This window comes from Dokdonia sp. MED134, assembly GCF_000152925.2.
In the GTDB taxonomy this organism is placed as follows: domain Bacteria; phylum Bacteroidota; class Bacteroidia; order Flavobacteriales; family Flavobacteriaceae; genus Dokdonia.
This window is the reverse complement of the sequence record NZ_CP009301.1, coordinates 1,934,467-1,950,407: the sequence shown is the minus strand read 5'-3', so window position 1 is coordinate 1,950,407 and position 15,941 is coordinate 1,934,467. Positions and strand designations below refer to the sequence as shown.

At 38.6% G+C, this 15,941-nt stretch carries 16 protein-coding genes; 9 read left to right on the top strand and 7 right to left on the bottom strand.

The features are described from left to right. Positions 1-2: 2 nt before the first annotated feature. Complete coding sequence (locus MED134_RS08575; protein WP_237747098.1) at positions 3-1,214, bottom strand: lycopene cyclase family protein; 1,212 nt, start codon at positions 1,212-1,214, stop codon at positions 3-5. On the opposite strand from MED134_RS08575, the gene pdeM reads away from it, so the two are divergent. Together pdeM and MED134_RS08565 are read left to right on the top strand one after the other, a co-directional pair. Continuing rightward, on the top strand, positions 1,194-1,826 hold the full coding sequence (gene pdeM, locus MED134_RS08570) for a ligase-associated DNA damage response endonuclease PdeM (protein WP_038601080.1): 633 nt from the start codon (positions 1,194-1,196) through the stop codon (positions 1,824-1,826). The genes MED134_RS08575 and pdeM overlap by 21 nt on opposite strands. A 64-nt stretch (positions 1,827-1,890) precedes the next feature. Next, positions 1,891-2,691, top strand: coding sequence for a TspO/MBR family protein (locus tag MED134_RS08565; protein ID WP_038597956.1), 801 nt, complete (start codon positions 1,891-1,893; stop codon positions 2,689-2,691). On the opposite strand, the gene MED134_RS08560 is transcribed toward MED134_RS08565, so the two are convergent. From MED134_RS08560 to MED134_RS08545, 4 genes are all read right to left on the bottom strand, one after another. Further along, entirely contained in the window at positions 2,688-4,037 is a 1,350-nt protein-coding gene (locus tag MED134_RS08560; RefSeq protein WP_038597954.1) for a dihydrolipoyl dehydrogenase family protein, read from the bottom strand. The genes MED134_RS08565 and MED134_RS08560 overlap by 4 nt on opposite strands. Before the next feature lie 124 nt (positions 4,038-4,161). Next, positions 4,162-4,596: a DoxX family protein gene (locus MED134_RS08555; RefSeq protein ID WP_038597952.1), complete on the bottom strand. Its 435-nt coding sequence runs from the start codon at positions 4,594-4,596 to the stop codon at positions 4,162-4,164. A 126-nt stretch (positions 4,597-4,722) separates the two neighbouring features. Beyond that, positions 4,723-5,331 (bottom strand): hypothetical protein, encoded by a 609-nt coding sequence (locus MED134_RS08550; RefSeq protein WP_035334942.1) that lies wholly within the window; start codon positions 5,329-5,331, stop codon positions 4,723-4,725. A gap of 4 nt (positions 5,332-5,335) precedes the next feature. Then, positions 5,336-5,836: an RNA polymerase sigma factor gene (locus MED134_RS08545; RefSeq protein WP_038597950.1), complete on the bottom strand. Its 501-nt coding sequence runs from the start codon at positions 5,834-5,836 to the stop codon at positions 5,336-5,338. A gap of 185 nt (positions 5,837-6,021) precedes the next feature. On the opposite strand from MED134_RS08545, the gene mfd reads away from it, so the two are divergent. The 6 genes from mfd (at position 6,022) to MED134_RS08520 (ending at position 13,048) form a co-directional block, all read left to right on the top strand. Beyond that, positions 6,022-9,420 (top strand): transcription-repair coupling factor, encoded by a 3,399-nt coding sequence (gene mfd / locus MED134_RS08540; protein ID WP_038597948.1) that lies wholly within the window; start codon positions 6,022-6,024, stop codon positions 9,418-9,420. Then, positions 9,413-9,559, top strand: coding sequence for a hypothetical protein (locus MED134_RS15335; protein WP_169816456.1), 147 nt, complete (start codon positions 9,413-9,415; stop codon positions 9,557-9,559). The genes mfd and MED134_RS15335 overlap by 8 nt, the downstream gene beginning before the upstream one ends. 46 nt (positions 9,560-9,605) lie before the next feature. Continuing rightward, a complete protein-coding gene (locus MED134_RS08535) occupies positions 9,606-10,148 on the top strand; it encodes a hypothetical protein (RefSeq protein WP_148305645.1) in 543 nt (180 codons plus the stop codon). 109 nt (positions 10,149-10,257) lie between these two features. Continuing rightward, positions 10,258-10,830, top strand: coding sequence for a DUF2490 domain-containing protein (locus tag MED134_RS08530; protein WP_084811650.1), 573 nt, complete (start codon positions 10,258-10,260; stop codon positions 10,828-10,830). Between the two features lie 173 nt (positions 10,831-11,003). Further along, positions 11,004-11,828, top strand: a complete 825-nt coding sequence (locus MED134_RS08525) for a helix-turn-helix domain-containing protein (protein ID WP_038597944.1) — start codon at positions 11,004-11,006, stop codon at positions 11,826-11,828. Between the two features lie 17 nt (positions 11,829-11,845). Then, positions 11,846-13,048 (top strand): serine hydrolase domain-containing protein, encoded by a 1,203-nt coding sequence (locus MED134_RS08520; RefSeq protein ID WP_038597942.1) that lies wholly within the window; start codon positions 11,846-11,848, stop codon positions 13,046-13,048. A gap of 50 nt (positions 13,049-13,098) precedes the next feature. On the opposite strand, the gene MED134_RS08515 is transcribed toward MED134_RS08520, so the two are convergent. After that, the gene (locus MED134_RS08515; RefSeq protein ID WP_013750503.1) at positions 13,099-13,458 is read right to left on the bottom strand and encodes a YraN family protein; all 360 of its coding nucleotides are present in this window, start codon (positions 13,456-13,458) and stop codon (positions 13,099-13,101) included. Between the two features lie 7 nt (positions 13,459-13,465). Then, the gene (locus MED134_RS08510; protein WP_038597936.1) at positions 13,466-14,365 is read right to left on the bottom strand and encodes an LD-carboxypeptidase; all 900 of its coding nucleotides are present in this window, start codon (positions 14,363-14,365) and stop codon (positions 13,466-13,468) included. Positions 14,366-14,478: 113 nt separating this feature from the next. Between MED134_RS08510 and MED134_RS08505 the strand changes: the two genes are divergently transcribed. Beyond that, complete coding sequence (locus tag MED134_RS08505; RefSeq protein WP_038597934.1) at positions 14,479-15,936, top strand: DUF1800 family protein; 1,458 nt, start codon at positions 14,479-14,481, stop codon at positions 15,934-15,936. Positions 15,937-15,941: the final 5 nt, after the last annotated feature.

The window sequence follows — 15,941 nt, the reverse complement described above, 5'->3', positions numbered from 1 at the left end:
CGCTATTTGAAAATAACTTTCAAGGCGGCTTTGAGAAAGGGAATTTTTGGTGCGCTTAACACCACTTTTAATTCATCTGCAAGGGATGACTCTTCATCTAGAAATCTAAAAATATGAGAAGCTCTTCCCTTTTTAAACATTCTGGTAAAAATTGAGGCACCTTGCTCGTTATGCTTTGTAAGCACCTCTAGTAATACCGCATCATAAAAAGTCCACCTGTTTTTAATATTGTAGGATGTAAATGGAGTGTCAGATTTTAAAAAATCGATGAGATCTTTAGACTTCTTAAGTGTATGCGTAAATGTATAACCAGTACTTGCTTTAGTCCAGCCTCCTGCAGTTCCTATGTGTAGTACGTGCGGTGTGTTGTGCTGTGTAAAATCATAGGTAGTCATAGGGATGCTTCCTTGCTCACGATCAATAATCTCATAGTTGTCTACACCTAGATTTTTGAGATAAGTTTTGATAGCATTTTCATATTCGGTTTTAGAGAGGAGTCTTTCAGAAAATAAAGTGTACTCTAAGAGTGCCTCTGTGTTAGATGTAGGTAAGACGTACATAAACCTACAATTTCCCTCCTGCGGAATGCTAAAATCCATATAAGTAGCCTGTTTTGGGTCAAAAACAGGTTTTTCGGTCTTGACAAACCACCCTATAAAATGTTGCTGTAGTACAACAGCTTGCGTTTGCTCCTTGAGCAGGCTAGGTTTATAAATGCTATTAAGTACCGCAGGACTCTCAAATGTACCTATGTCTGTAGTTACTGTTGCTTTCCCATCTAGTGTGGTTGTAGTGCTAACAGATGCTTCTATAAACGTGATATTGCTATGTTGCGATAATTCCGCTTTCGCGAAAGCGTATAAACCAGCACTTTCTATCTTTTTATACGTGTAAGGCGCAATGTCGATATGACTATGCACTCCCTCACCTTTTATTAAAACCGAAGGCCAGGTATATGAAACAATCGCTTCATACATAGAAGGTTCTATCTCCCAGAAGCACCAGGTGCGGTCATTACTTTTATTAAGGTCTTGGTCTATGATGGCAATACTCTTTTTTGAAAAAAAGGGATCTTTTGCCATACGCAAGGCAGTAGTAAGTCCAGAAAGACCAGCGCCCAGAATGATATAATCGTAGTGAGTTTGCACGTGATAAAGATACGTGTAAAAGATGGAGTGCTGTATCTTTGTAAGGTGACAAAAACGAGCATTCATAACAACACATTTACACTCTTACCTACGGGCACAATGTTCTGGGAGGAGCGAGAGATTCTTTTTATTGCAGATGTACACTTAGGCAAGGTGGCTCATTTTAGAAAACACGGTAGCGCGGTACCACAAGAAGCTATACTCAAGAATTTTGAATTACTAGACGAGGCTATTTCTTGTTGTGACCCTAAGGAGGTTTGTTTTTTGGGTGATCTTTTTCACTCGGCAATAAATATAGAATGGCTTTATTTTGAAAAATGGGTCAATGCTCAAGCAGCTCAGATTACACTCGTTACCGGTAATCACGACATCATAAACCCTGAGCGCTTTGAGCAATTAGGTATAAAAATGTTTGATGAGCGAGTGATAGATACATTTTTGCTCACGCATATCCCTGAGGAGCGTGAGGGGTATTTTAATTTTTGTGGCCACATACACCCTGGGGTTAGACTTAAGGGTTTAGGAAGGCAAGTAATGAAGTTGCCTTGTTTCTTTAAAAAAGAGAACCAACTTATTTTACCTGCCTTTGGAGAGTTTACAGGTAACTACATACTTGAGCCAGAGGCTGGTGATGAGGTATTTGTCGTAACTCCAGAGGAGGTGATTCTTGTTGAATAGATTTGTGATTATGTTAATACAGCAAGTCTTTCCACGGCTGTAACTTTACTAAAAATCAGTGATTATGAAAAAGACCTATGCGATTGTTAATTTTCTTTCTGTGTTATTAGTCCTAGCAGTAAACGGACTTTCACAAGCCCAGCGCTGGAATAATACTACGATAGGTGAAGCTTCAGATAAGTATGAGAATTTATTTACTCCAGCAGGATATGCATTTTCTATCTGGGGTGTGATTTTCTTAATGCTCATAGGATATTCGCTTTTTCAAATACGCCGAGCTTTCTTTAGCAAGAAAGAATCATCGTTTATTACACAGACCGGCTGGTGGTTTGCCATTGCAAATTTTCTTAACGCAGCTTGGGTGGTTGCATTTACGTATGATTACATAGGATTATCTGTAGTTATTATGCTAGGAATTTTGTCTAGCCTATTACTCGTAATTTGGCGCACTAATATGGAACGTTGGGATGCTCCTATTGAGGTCATTGGACTTGTGTGGTGGCCCATTTGTATCTATGCTGGGTGGATAGCCGTTGCTACTATTGCAAACTTCTCTGTCTTCTTTTCTAGTATAGACCTAAAGGGTACAGAGCTTAACGAGGTTGTGTGGACTATGGTAATGATTACTGTGGCTGTACTTATAAATGTACTTATGGTATGGTTACGTAATATGAGAGAGTTTGCGCTGGTTGCTGTGTGGGCACTTGTAGCGATATTCATAAGACATAAAGATCAATATGAGAGCATCGCTTACTACGCTTTACTAGGAGCAGTAGTATTAGTAATAATTACAATGCTACACGCCTTTAAGAATAAGGAAACCGCTCCTCATTTAAAATTCAAGGAACGGTTTCTTGATAATTAAACCATACTCTGCATATCACTTGCAAATGTAGGATATGCAAAAATCGTTTCTCTAAACTGTGTACAGGTTAACTTTTGCTGTATTGCCATTGCAAATAAGTTGATCATCTCACTCGCCTCTGGCGCAAGAATCTCAGCGCCAAGTATCTCATCATTTTCACCTTTAAGCGTTTTGTAGCAATAGTTCTTTGAGTTTAATCTCTTTACACTAAACCAGTCTGGAACGTGCTCACTTAGTACTTTATAAGAAATGCCTTGCTCTTTTGCTTGGTCTTCTGTGAGTCCTACCATTGCTAGCTGTGGTGTGGTATAAACTGCTGTAGGTATTGCCGGAAAATCATATTTGGTATGTGTTCCAGTAGCTAGTTGTATACCTACGTGTCTACCTTCCTTACTAGACAGTGGTGTGAGTGGTAGAGAACCAGAGTCTGCTACATCGCCACAGGCATATACATTAGGGTTAGTAGTGCTTTGTAAATACTCATTTACCTTAATACCTCTAGGTGTAGTTGCTACATTTCCTTTGCCTAGAGCAAGCATATCTACAGAGGGCACACGTCCAGAGGTATTAAAAACCATTTCGGCTTTTACGCTCTGCTCTTCGCCATCACGTGTATAAAAAACGCGTGTATTTTTTTGAAGCATTTCGGCGCGGATAACATCTGCATTAAAAATAAAGTTGATTCCTATTTTTTTAGACTCTTCTTCTAAGAGCCCCGTGATACTAGCATCAAACATTTTTAAAACACGCTCCCCACGTTCTATAATTGTTACATCTACACCACAGCGTGCCGCGATATGAGCAAACTCCATAGCGATATAACCTCCACCCACAAAGATAATGCTCTCTGGCAGGGCTGGTAATTCAAGAAAATCGTCTGAGGTTTTAAACAACTCAGCACCTTCAAAGTGTAGCGGTCTAGGGATAAGACCAGAGGCAATAACTACCTTATCTACCGTTACTTTTTTACCCTCAACGCTTAGAAGACCTTCCTCTATAAATTGAGGCGACTGGTGGTACATTGTAATCCCTAGTTTATCTAGCGATTCTTCGGTTTTTATGGGCATTGCAGAGACAAACTTTTCTTTGAATTTTTGAAGTGCTTGCCAGTCTATTTTTGGGATTTCGGTCACGCCTACCGCCTCCATATCGCTCGTTCTAGCAATGATTTCACTGGCGTTAAGGAGTACTTTTTTTGGGTCACAACCTCTATTTGCACAGGTCCCGCCATACTCACGATTATCTGCAATGGCTACTTTCATTCCTTCTTTGGCACAACGTGTTGCCACCTGTCTACCTGCGCTGCCCGATCCTATTACAAAAACGTCATAATGTTCAAATCCCATACCTTCTTTTTTTTATAAAGGTAGTGCGGTAATCTGCATTTGGGTGTTATGGAAATTGTAAAATCTTAATCACGCTTTCGCGAAAGCGTACTCACAACCCATTCAAAATCTGTAAAAAATAATATTACTGCGGGTTTGTAAATCCGTCTACTACAGTCTTTGGTGTACCGTCTATGGCAAACGTATTGTGACGTAAATTTTTAATAAAGATGAAGAAGAAAATTACATAAATCATTTGCGAGCCTACCAGATCCCAGTCTTCCTTAAATGAAGTTCCCGCCATTAATAATGTGATTAATACAAAACTTAGTGCTGCGGCAATACGTGTTTTAAACCCTATAATTAATAAGATGCCCAGTACAAGCTCGACAATAGGTAGTCCAAAAGCGATAGGCTCCACCAGAGCGGGTGGTAACATTGTTCCCTCAAAACCTTTTGATAGTCCGCTGGCAAAGTCTTCCATTTTAGGAAGTCGCACTACCCCGTGCAATAAGAAGTTGATTCCTATGGTAATACGCGCGATTACAAATGCTAGCTGATGATCTGTCCAATGTTTCATACTTTAAAAGTAGAAAATAGAAGAGAGGTGTAATGTTATGAAAATGGTAAAAAGTAAATAGCGCTTTCGCGAAAGCAAAAAACCCAATACTAGTCAGTATTGGGTTTTAGCATATGTTCAAGTACACTAGCTCGTTTCGTACTTAGACAGATTGGCAAGAATATTTTCACTTTCTTTTAATTTTTCATCTATGTCTTTATAAATGAATTTGCTTCCAAAATAAGCGACAATGAACCAAGTAAGGATTGCAACACTAATCCATATTCCCTTTGCGAGATTAAGGGTATGATTACCTCCAGAAGTCCACGCATAAAAGCCCACTCCTACGGTAGCCATCCATATACCCACTATTGATAGGTCATAAATAGCGGTCTTTGCAGTGTGAATTCTAAATTTACTTACCTCCTTTTGAAGTGCAATTATACTTAGACTCTCAATATTTAATTTTTTGAGAGGACTGTGTTGTATGTATGAGAAAATCATTGCTGCTGCACCAATGCTTACAATTCCTACATAAAAAGCACTCCCCCATAATTTGTACATAAGAAACAGTGAAGCTATCGCATAAATGAGAGCCATATTTTTTCCTGCGAGCGATATGTTTAAAAACTTATTAAAGCTACTCTGAGATTTGTTAAGTTCAAGTTGTTTGATTTTATTTTCATTGAATTGTACACGAGCCTCCAATTGGTTCATATCCTCTTTCCAAATATTTTTTATATCGTCTATATTCATAATATTAGTTTTTAGCAGATGAAAGCTCCTGCTTCCATCGGTTTTTAATACGACTAATCTTAGTCGCTACATTTGTTTTTGTAATACCTAAAATATCTGCAATGACCTCATAGTCTTTATCCTCCAGATATAAAAACATTAAGGCTTTATCAAATTCATTGAGACCAGCTAGCAATTTTCTTAAACGCTCCTGCTCATAACTCCCTTCACTAGTCTCAGGAGCTGGAGTGAATTCAAGTAAACTTGTATCTAGTCGTACAGTGTTACTTTTTTTCTTGAACGTTTTACGATAATGTGAGATAGCAACATTCATTGAGATTCTATACAACCACGTGGTTATTGCATAGTTATCATTATAAGAGCTTAAAGATTTCCAAATCTGGATGAGAATCTCTTGTTCTAAGTCTTTTTTATCATCATCGTTTGTACAGTACATTGTGATCACTTTATATAAAATGCCTCTGTGCCTTTTGACAATGTCAATAAATGTAATTTGCTTATTCAAGCTGTTTCGTATTTTGGGTATACCTTATTATTCGCAGGAAATTTCAATAAATCACAATTAGAGAAAAATAATTTAATTTATTTTATTTACTCTGTTCAAAACGTTTGTTTAATTTAAGAAACCATTTACTTTTTAAGCTTTCGCGAAAGCGTACTCAAGACTATCTTTGTAAAAAATCTTATTTCTTGAGTAAATCAGAACTCTCACAGCACTTTGCACAGTCTCTGCCACTGCAGAAACTAGGGGAAGCTATTGCCCATTCTCAACGTATACAAGCAAAAGGTCTCACGGGATCGTCATTATCTTTTGCTGTAAGTCAGCTTTTTGAAGGCCGAGAGCGCCCCGTATTGTTAATTCTTAATGATAAGGAAGAAGCGGCTTACTATCTCAATGATCTAGAAGCCTTGCGCAAGGAAGAAAACGTACTCTTTTACCCTGGAAGTTACAGGCGTCCGTACCAGATTGAGGAGACAGATAATGCAAATATCTTGTTGCGAGCAGAGGTGCTTAATCGTGTAAACTCACGTAAAAAGCCAGCTCTTATCGTAACGTATCCAGATGCGTTATTTGAAAAAGTAGTGACACGTAAGGAGCTAGATAGACAAACGCTCAAGGTGACTGTAAATGATAAGTTATCGCTAGATTTTATAAATGAGATGCTCTTTGAGTATCGTTTTAAAAGAGTAGATTTTGTAACAGAGCCGGGTGAGTTTTCGGTGCGTGGAGGTATTGTAGATGTATTTTCATTTTCGCACGACAGGCCGTACCGTATAGAATTTTTTGGCGATGAGGTAGATAGTATTAGAACCTTTGATGTTGAGAGTCAGCTGTCGTTAGACCAAGTAAAGAAAATATCAATAATGCCTAATGTGGAGAACAAGGCATTAGAAGAAACAAGAGCTAGTTTCTTAAAATATATCTCTACAAAGACAGTCGTTTTCATTAAAAACAGGTCGTTGTTATATGACCGTACAGATCAAAACTTTTCTAAAGCCGAAGAAGCTTTTGAAAACCTCTCACAAGAGGTAAAACGCAACTCACCAGAAGAGCTTTTTTGTCACGGCAAAAATCTAAAAGAACAACTTGACTCTTTTACCACTATAGATTTAGGAAGTAGTGCAGAGGTAGGTGAGATAGAACATAGCATCACCTTTGATGTGGCGCCACAGCCATCTTTTAATAAGCAGTTTAACCTTCTTATAGAAAACTTAAATGATAACCACGCTCGCGGTTATAAGAATATAATCACCTGTAGTAGTGAGCAGCAAGCAAAGCGTTTTCAAGACATTTTTGATGATGCAGATGCTATTGTATCGTCCTATGAGACCATTGTGCTATCACTTTATCAAGGTTTTGTAGATAATGACACAAAAATGGTGGTGTATACAGATCACCAGATCTTTGAACGCTACCATAAGTTTAATATCAAAAATGGTTATGCAAAAAAGCAAGCCATCACGCTCAAGGAGCTTACTAACCTAAGTGTGGGTGATTATGTCACGCACATAGATCACGGTATAGGAAAATTTGGCGGACTCAAAAAGATAGACGTTGAGGGTAAAATGCAAGAAGCCATCAAGCTCATTTATGGTGAGCGTGACATCTTATACCTGAGTATACACTCATTACATAAAATCACCAAGTACAACGGTAAGGATGGTAAGCCGCCACAAGTATATAAACTAGGAAGCCAAGCCTGGAAAAAGCTTAAAGCAAAAACAAAATCTAAGGTAAAACACATAGCCTTTAACCTTATAAAACTCTATGCAAAACGCCGCTTGCAAAAGGGATATGCCTTTGGGCCAGACACCCATATGCAGCACGAGCTAGAAGCGAGTTTTATATATGAAGACACTCCAGATCAAAGCAGCGTTACAGAAGATGTAAAACGTGATATGGAGAGCGATCGCCCTATGGATAGACTAGTGTGTGGTGATGTAGGTTTCGGTAAAACAGAAGTTGCCATACGTGCCGCGTTTAAGGCGGTAGATAACGGTAAGCAGGTAGCAATACTGGTTCCTACCACAATACTTGCCTATCAACACGCGCGTACGTTTAAAGAACGCCTTAAAGGTTTCCCAGTGACGGTAGAGTATCTCAACCGTTTCCGTACAGCCAAAGAAAAAAGAGAAGTGCTCGCCGGCCTCGAGAGTGGCGCGGTAGATATTGTGATAGGTACACACCAGCTCACTAGTAAAAATGTCATTTTTAAAGACCTAGGTCTCCTAGTAATTGATGAAGAGCAAAAGTTTGGCGTAGCCGTAAAAGATAAACTCAAGACTATCTCTGAGACCGTAGACACGCTCACACTTACAGCAACACCTATACCGCGTACCTTACAATTCTCACTTATGGCGGCTCGTGATCTTAGTACCATCACCACGCCACCACCTAACCGTTACCCTATAGAAAGTAATGTTGTGCGCTTCTCAGAAGAGGTGATACGCGATGCAGTCTCGTATGAGATACAACGTGGTGGCCAGGTGTTTTTTATTCATAATCGTATAGAGAATATAAAGGAAGTCGCTGGCCTCATACAGCGTCTTGTGCCAGATGCAAAAGTAGGCGTAGGTCACGGCCAGATGGAAGGTAAAGCCCTAGAGGCAAAAATGCTCTCGTTTATGAACGGGGAGTTTGATGTACTGGTCTCAACCACCATAATTGAGAGTGGTCTTGATGTCCCTAATGCAAATACCATTTTTATAAATAATGCAAATAACTTTGGACTCTCAGACCTACACCAGATGCGTGGTCGTGTGGGACGAAGTAATAAAAAAGCCTTCTGTTATTTTATCACACCGCCATACTCTGTAATGACCGAGGATGCTAGAAAACGTATCCAGGCGCTAGAGCAGTTTTCTGTACTAGGAAGCGGTTTTAATATCGCGATGAAAGATCTTGAGATACGTGGTGCAGGAGATTTATTAGGAGGAGAACAGAGCGGATTTATCAATGAGATAGGTTTTGACACCTATCAAAAAATCCTCAACGAGGCCATAGATGAACTCAAAGAAGATGAGTTTGCAGAGCTTTATAAAGATGATCCCGCTTTCGCGAAAGAAGAAAGAGAATACGTAAAAGACACCGTACTTGATACCGACTTTAGTCTTCTCTTCCCAGATGATTATGTAAATAGCATTACAGAGCGTCTTAATCTATACACTGACCTGAATAATGTAAAAACCGAAGAACAACTAGATGACTTTGAAGCAAAACTTGTAGATCGTTTTGGACCCTTACCAGATGAGGCCGAAGACTTGCTGGACTCTGTGCGCATTAAGTGGGTAGCAACTAAGATAGGCCTAGAGAAAGTAGTAATGAAAAATGGCAAACTCACAGGCTTCTTTATTGCAGACCAGCAGAGCTCTTTTTACCAAAGTCCTACCTTTGGTCGTGTGCTTAAGTTTGTACAAGAAAACGCATACCGCGTGAGCATCAAAGAAAAGAAACTGTCTAAAGGACTTAGACTTCTCTTAAAATCTGACGATGCAAAAACTGTAAATGACGTAGTTGCATTATTAAGACCATTAATGCCAGCGAGTACTCAAAAAGTAACCGCAAAGACCTCAGGAGGTGATGAGTAAATCTTGGAAAACTTCGCTTGCGGTAATCGCTGCAATTATTACCATCATAGGTTTAGTAACTGGGAAGTTTCTGTTCTTTGTGATTTGGTTACCCTTGGGATGGTTATTTAACTCAAAAAAGGAAGACCGTGTGGACTAAGTATTCTTTTTTCTCAATGTGTATCTGTGTCTTGCTACTGACATCAGTGAGTCGTGCACAAGCACAAGATGCCGTAAAAACGGAAAGAGAATACCGAATTAAACCCGAGCTTGTACCGCAAAAAGCAAAAGATTTCATAGCAACTTTCAATATAAATCGTTCAGTAAAATGGCTACAAGAAGTAGCTAATGATGGCGCTAGTATTGAAGCAAAGTTTAAATACAAAGGACAACGTCACAGTGTAGAGTTTACAACAGATGGAGTTCTAGAAGATGTAGAAATAGTTATTGGGTTAGGAGATTTGCCAGAAGAGACAAGACGAGAGATATCAAACTATTTTACGCAAGAATTTGATTATTTTAAAGTAGAAAAAATACAATCGCAGTATAATAACACTGCAAAAGAAATCATAGATAGGAATGCAGAGATGCTTACGGCATCATCGCTCACACCGCACTATGAGGTCGTTGTAAAAACACGTAATTCTGGTAAAAAATCAAAGCGTTATGAAGTTCTTTTTAACGAGAAAGGAACCTTCATAAATAGGTCTCAAATAAGCATACGACGTGATAATATTCTACGCTTTTGAGTATGTTTAAATTCTCATCCTTTATACTCATATTTTTTACGAGCGCTTTGCTTTACGGTCAATCGCTTTATGAAGTGGGTATACTTCCAGAAGTAAATATTGGCCCAAAATCAATGCGCTGTGGAACATCAATGTAGAATTTGCGCCACGTTTTGAAGTAAGTGAAGGCGATTTTAAGGGTACTAATGATACAGATGTATTTTACTCCTTGCTAGATGTCACCACCGTTGCCACGCGCACTGTGGGAGTAGATGCAAAAGTGGGAATAGGATATTTAGCTCGTTTTCGTGATAAGGACCTTATACACCGTGCGATACAACAGTACTCATTTACCGTACCTTATTTTGGTTTTCGCTTGGGGCATCGCTTCCGTACAGATCAAACATTTAACGCTAGGCAAAAAGTTGAGTTTAGAGTGCGGTACAGACTATCTTCAGATATATCGCTCAATGGTGAGTTTATAGACCCAGGAGAAGTGTATTTAAAACTAGGGAACGAGTATGTATATTCCATTCAAGGAGATGCAACAGACCTAGAGGTCAGGTTTGTGCCTACTTTGGGGTATTATGTAAACGATGCAAATAAACTAGAGGTTGGCGTAGACTATCGTATGGATTCATTTCTTAATGCTACTGCAAATCATCGTTTCTGGATAAATCTAGGATATTACTTGAGTTTGTAGGGGTACGCTTTCGCGAAAGCGTAAAACGTGCAAAACGTTGTCTTTACTGAAGTGACGTGCAAATGTCGGGTTAAATACTGCTCAAAAAATGAAACAAATCATAAATGAGCCATACTATTGCAGTGTAGAACTTCTTGTACATTTGATGCGCATCATTACAAGGCAAAACATTTATGATGAAACAACCAGAATTAGGACAAAAGATTTTAGAACTGCGCCAGCAAAAGGGATTAACGCAGGAAGAACTTGTAGCGCAATGTAATATCTCTGTGCGCACAATACAGCGCATAGAAGCTGGAGAAACAATGCCACGTGTTTACACGATTAAAACTATTCTCTCTGCGCTAGATAGAGATTTAGATGACCTGCAAGAAGACACCATTTTTGAGGCCAAAGTAAAAAAGGCAATGCTTTTTGAAATAGATGAAAGTAAGGATGTATCATATCTATTTAAACAACTTCACATAGGCTGGATTGCTGGTATTTTGAGTATGATTGTGTTTATACTTCAGATTTTTGACACTTATCACTATGAGACTGAAAATGTATATTTTGCTGGAGATATAGGTTTTAGACTGCTAGCTCTTTTTGCAATCGTATTTTTTATATTTCATATGAGGGCTTTCATTTTAATAGGAAACCTCTTTAAGGCGAGTATATTAAAAGCGGCTGCACTAGTTTTTATCACGGTAGAGATTATTGCAAACTTAATTACCATTATAGATGTGCACGGCACGTATATCTCAGATATCGCTTATGGTATTATAACCTCAGTTTTGTATGGTGTAGCTTTTCTCGTTTTTGGATATGCGTTGTATAAGCTCAAAGGGTTAGGGGCCTTATCTCAAGGCACCGGTATCGGGTATATTGTACTAGGTGTTTTCTTTTGCACCATAATTTTGGCCATTGTAGCGCTGCCATTAAGTATCGTGGCACAGGTATTTAATATCCTTATTATTTTAAAAGCGATTGATCTGATCAAAAAGCAAATAGGATAACATAAAAGATATTCACGATGAAAAAATTACTAAAGATATTTACCATCTTAGGGCTAGGTGTGCTTTGTTATTTCTTATTTGAGCCAGTGTTTCACTATCCTGTAGGGTGGAAAGAACTGCCTTTACAACAAGATGAAAAGTTACATACGCTACATACAGACACCACTTTATTTAAATATGATAATATGTTAGAATCGTTATTTAAAAAAATGGATAATCCAAGTTTATCTATTGCTGTAGGTTACAAAGGAAAGGTGTATTGGAGTAATACTATAGGTTACAAAGATATTTCTAAAAAACAGCAAGCAACTGAACAAACACAATATAGATTGGGCAGTACATCTAAGGCGGTTACCTCTATGGGGCTATCGCTTTTGCTAGAAAAAAAAATACTACAACTTTCAGACACTGCGGGTGATTACATTCCTTCGTTGCCGGAAAATTTAAAAAATATTACGGTTGCACAGCTAGCATCTCATACTTCAGGAATACGTAATTATAGGACTTGCTTTTGTTTTCCAATTTGGGAAACACTGAATAATGATTCATATATTAATGTGGATGAAGCTCTATCAATTTTTAAAGATGATGATCTTCTCTTTGAGCCAGGAACAGATTTTAGCTATAGTTCTTATAATTACACTTTGCTCAGTGCCATAATGGAGAGAGCGGCAGAAAAGGATTTTACTACATTTATGAAAGAAGATGTATTTGAGCGTTTGCATATGAATAATACACAAGCTGAGACTGAGAGAATGGACAAAAATCACTTGGCTTTTTTTTACGATATCGAGAAAGGATTTTATAAAAAGAGTTTTACTGTTAACAATAGTAATAAATGGGCTGGCGGAGGTTTTGTTTCGACTCCTTTAGATTTAGTCAGAATGTCAAATGCTTTAATGACTACAAGTTTTATATCAGCAGAGACCAAGAGTCTTATTTGGACACCAATAAATTTAACGAACGGCTTAGTAAATAATCAGAATTATGCATTGGGTTGGCGGTCAGATATCACAGAAAAAGTGAGTGATAGATCAACACCTATAGTACATCACGCAGGTGTGGCAAATGGATCAAGTTCCGTGTTAATCTTGTTTCCAGAGTATGAGATGTCTATATCTATCTTGACTAATAACACAAATCAAGTCTCTGAACTTTTTGATATTGCATATGAGTTTGCAAATACTTTCATTAAAGACTTGTCTGGAGATGATTACTAGAGTAGTAAAATTTAAAAACTCTATTTGATTTAATAATAGGTAATGAGACTTTAAAAGAAATAAAACGCATCCTCAAAATGCTCAAGGCGTTCTTGCTTTGAGTTTTTGAGTACTGCGATAATGTCAAATCGTACTTCTACATCTAGGTCATTTTCTAGTACGTATTCATTTGACACTTTTACGATAGACTTTTGCTTACCAGTACTCACAAAACTTTGCGGATCGCCGAAGAAATCTGAGTTACGCGCTTTTACTTCTACCACAACGAGGATGCCTTCTTCTTTCTGGCAGATAATGTCGACTTCATTTTTTCCAAAAAACCAATTACGTTCAAGAATCGTGTAACCCTGCTTTATTAAATGCAGGGTTGCTAGTTCTTCACCGTATTCGCCTAGTTCTTTTGGGGTCATCAGTTGTTTAGAGGTAAGTTATTTTAGTCTCATTTTGAGTAACAACAAGTTCAATCTCACTCCCCAACTTCAACGCATTATTATTATCTACGTGACCTGCTGGGAAGTCAAACGCTACTGGAAAGTCACATTCTTCTACAGCATCAAGTACAATCTCTTGAGCCGTTTTCCCGAAAGGGATTCTGTTATCGTGCATCTTCGTCATACCACCCACAACCATACCCGCACAGTGATCTAGCATCCCGTTACGTTTTAGGTTGACTACCATTCTATCTATGTGATAGAGGTACTCATCGAGGTCTTCTATAAATAAGATTTTACCCGCTGTATCTAGATCAGAGCTACTACCACATAGACTGTAAAGTATAGAGAGGTTTCCGCCCACAAGCGTGCCCTTTGCAGTGCCTAGTCTATTAAGTTTATTTGTGGTGTTGTAACTAAAGTTAGGTTGCTCGCCAAAAAGCGATTGTTTTAATGACGCTTTCGCGAAAGCGGTATTATCTTCAAGAGAAACCGGCATTGTGGCGTGTATCGTTTTGAAGCCTATTTTATGAATGTGACTGTGTAAAACCGTCACATCTGAGTAGCCCACTATCCACTTTGGGTATTTGACAAACTTGTAAAAATCTAGATCATCTACTATGCGCACGGTCCCGTAGCCGCCACGAGCACACCAGATGGCTTTAATCTCCGTATTATCCATCATTTGCTGAAAGTCTTGTGCTCTCTCAAAGTCTGTCCCAGCATACTGGTTGTCTTCAAGGCCTATGGTGTTTCCTAACACGGGAACTAAGCCCCAACTTTCAAGAAGCGCGATGCCCTCTTCAAGTTCTTTTTTAGAAATTTTACGTGCCGTGGCAACTATTCCGACTTTATCGCCGTATTTAAGATATGGAGGTGTAACCATTGATTTATTTTTCACACCTCAATATACTAACATTTAAACTTTTTGGGTTTATAATGATCATATACCTAAGTCCCCACTTTTTGTTATATTGAAGTGCTCTAAATCAACCCCTTATGGAAATTATCTCCTCTTGCAACACAGCTTCCATAACCCCATATGTACCTAGCACAGGTAACCCTTGGGATGTTATGAAGGTAAAACACTTATATAAAAGACTCGCATATGGTGCCACGGCTACAGTGCTAGATGCGGCCTTGTCACAAACGCCTCAAGAAGTTGTAGATGCACTGTTGCTAGATGCTCAAACTACGCCTAACACTACTGCACCTGCTTGGGCTTATTGGGATTTGAATGACTTTAATGATTATGATACAGAAAATAATGAGTTTATAAGCCAGTGGTATAGACAAGCGGCAAAAGATATAAGAGATAAAAACTTAAAAGGGCGTCTCACATTTTTCTGGCTCAATCATTTTGTGACGCAAATAGAGACCTACTTCTACGCGCCTTATACTTTTCAATACTGGGATATGCTGCAAACGCATTGCTTAGGTAATTTTAAAACCTTCGTAAGAGAGATAGGGCTTAACCCTGCGATGCTTCTTTTTCTCAACGGTTTTGAAAACTCTAGCCAAAACCCAAACGAAAACTATGCGCGTGAACTTTATGAGCTGTTTACATTAGGAGAAGGTAATGGCTACACACAGCAAGATATAGAAGAAACCTCCAGAGCGCTCACGGGATATAACCACTGGGTAGAGTACGGTGCCGCCATCACATTTGATGAGAGCACCTTTGACAGTTCAGAAAAAACAATTTTTGGACAGACAGGTCCCTGGGGATATGATGATGTAATAGATATTCTCTTTGAGCAAAAAGCGGGTATTATAGCCACTACAATTTGTACTAAATTATATACATACTTTGTAAGTCCAGACGTAAATGATACTATCGTAGCAGAAATGGCAACGCTATTTATGGACCAAAACTGGGAGATTGAGCCAGTACTAGAGATGCTTTTTAAGAGCGAGCATTTTTTTGATCAAGATGCGATAGGGATGATTGTAAAAAGTCCATATGATCTCATAATGACCTTTTATAACGAGCTAGATTTTACCTATAATGATACAGATGATGGCTTTGCTAGTTATGCAAATTATATCTCAGATATGCTGGGTCAAAACTTATTTCAACCTATAGATGTAGCTGGCTGGCAGCGCAACCACGACTGGATAAACTCTAGCACTCTTACCGGGAGATGGCTAAGCCTTGAGAATCTAAGTTGGAATTTCTGGCTAGAGACTGGTTATCAATATCGAGATTTTGCGCAAGCCCTTACAAACTCAAGTACAGACCCAGTGGTAATTACAAAAACAATAGTAGACTACTTTTTATCACGACCACTGTATACGGAGGCAGATTATGAGATAGCAGAGGCTATTTTTAAATGGGAAACACCAGAAAATTACTGGGAAGATGGTATATGGAACTGGAATTTTGATTCGGCGGCATATCAAACCATCTTGCTTATTCACCATATTTTCCGAATGCCGGAATTTCAACTCAAATAACCCCG

Bases quoted from the DNA above. Each gene is read 5' to 3' on its own strand.
- MED134_RS08520 (WP_038597942.1), top strand. From the start codon at position 11,846: ATGAAAAAATTACTAAAGATATTTACCATCTTAGGGCTAGGTGTGCTT.
- MED134_RS08510 (WP_038597936.1), bottom strand. From the start codon at position 14,365: ATGGTTACACCTCCATATCTTAAATACGGCGATAAAGTCGGAATAGTT.
- MED134_RS08515 (WP_013750503.1), bottom strand. From the start codon at position 13,458: ATGACCCCAAAAGAACTAGGCGAATACGGTGAAGAACTAGCAACCCTG.
- MED134_RS08505 (WP_038597934.1), top strand. From the start codon at position 14,479: ATGGAAATTATCTCCTCTTGCAACACAGCTTCCATAACCCCATATGTA.
- MED134_RS08565 (WP_038597956.1), top strand. From the start codon at position 1,891: ATGAAAAAGACCTATGCGATTGTTAATTTTCTTTCTGTGTTATTAGTC.
- MED134_RS08525 (WP_038597944.1), top strand. From the start codon at position 11,004: ATGATGAAACAACCAGAATTAGGACAAAAGATTTTAGAACTGCGCCAG.
- MED134_RS08555 (WP_038597952.1), bottom strand. From the start codon at position 4,596: ATGAAACATTGGACAGATCATCAGCTAGCATTTGTAATCGCGCGTATT.
- MED134_RS08560 (WP_038597954.1), bottom strand. From the start codon at position 4,037: ATGGGATTTGAACATTATGACGTTTTTGTAATAGGATCGGGCAGCGCA.
- MED134_RS08575 (WP_237747098.1), bottom strand. From the start codon at position 1,214: ATGAATGCTCGTTTTTGTCACCTTACAAAGATACAGCACTCCATCTTT.
- MED134_RS08550 (WP_035334942.1), bottom strand. From the start codon at position 5,331: ATGAATATAGACGATATAAAAAATATTTGGAAAGAGGATATGAACCAA.
- MED134_RS15335 (WP_169816456.1), top strand. From the start codon at position 9,413: ATGAGTAAATCTTGGAAAACTTCGCTTGCGGTAATCGCTGCAATTATT.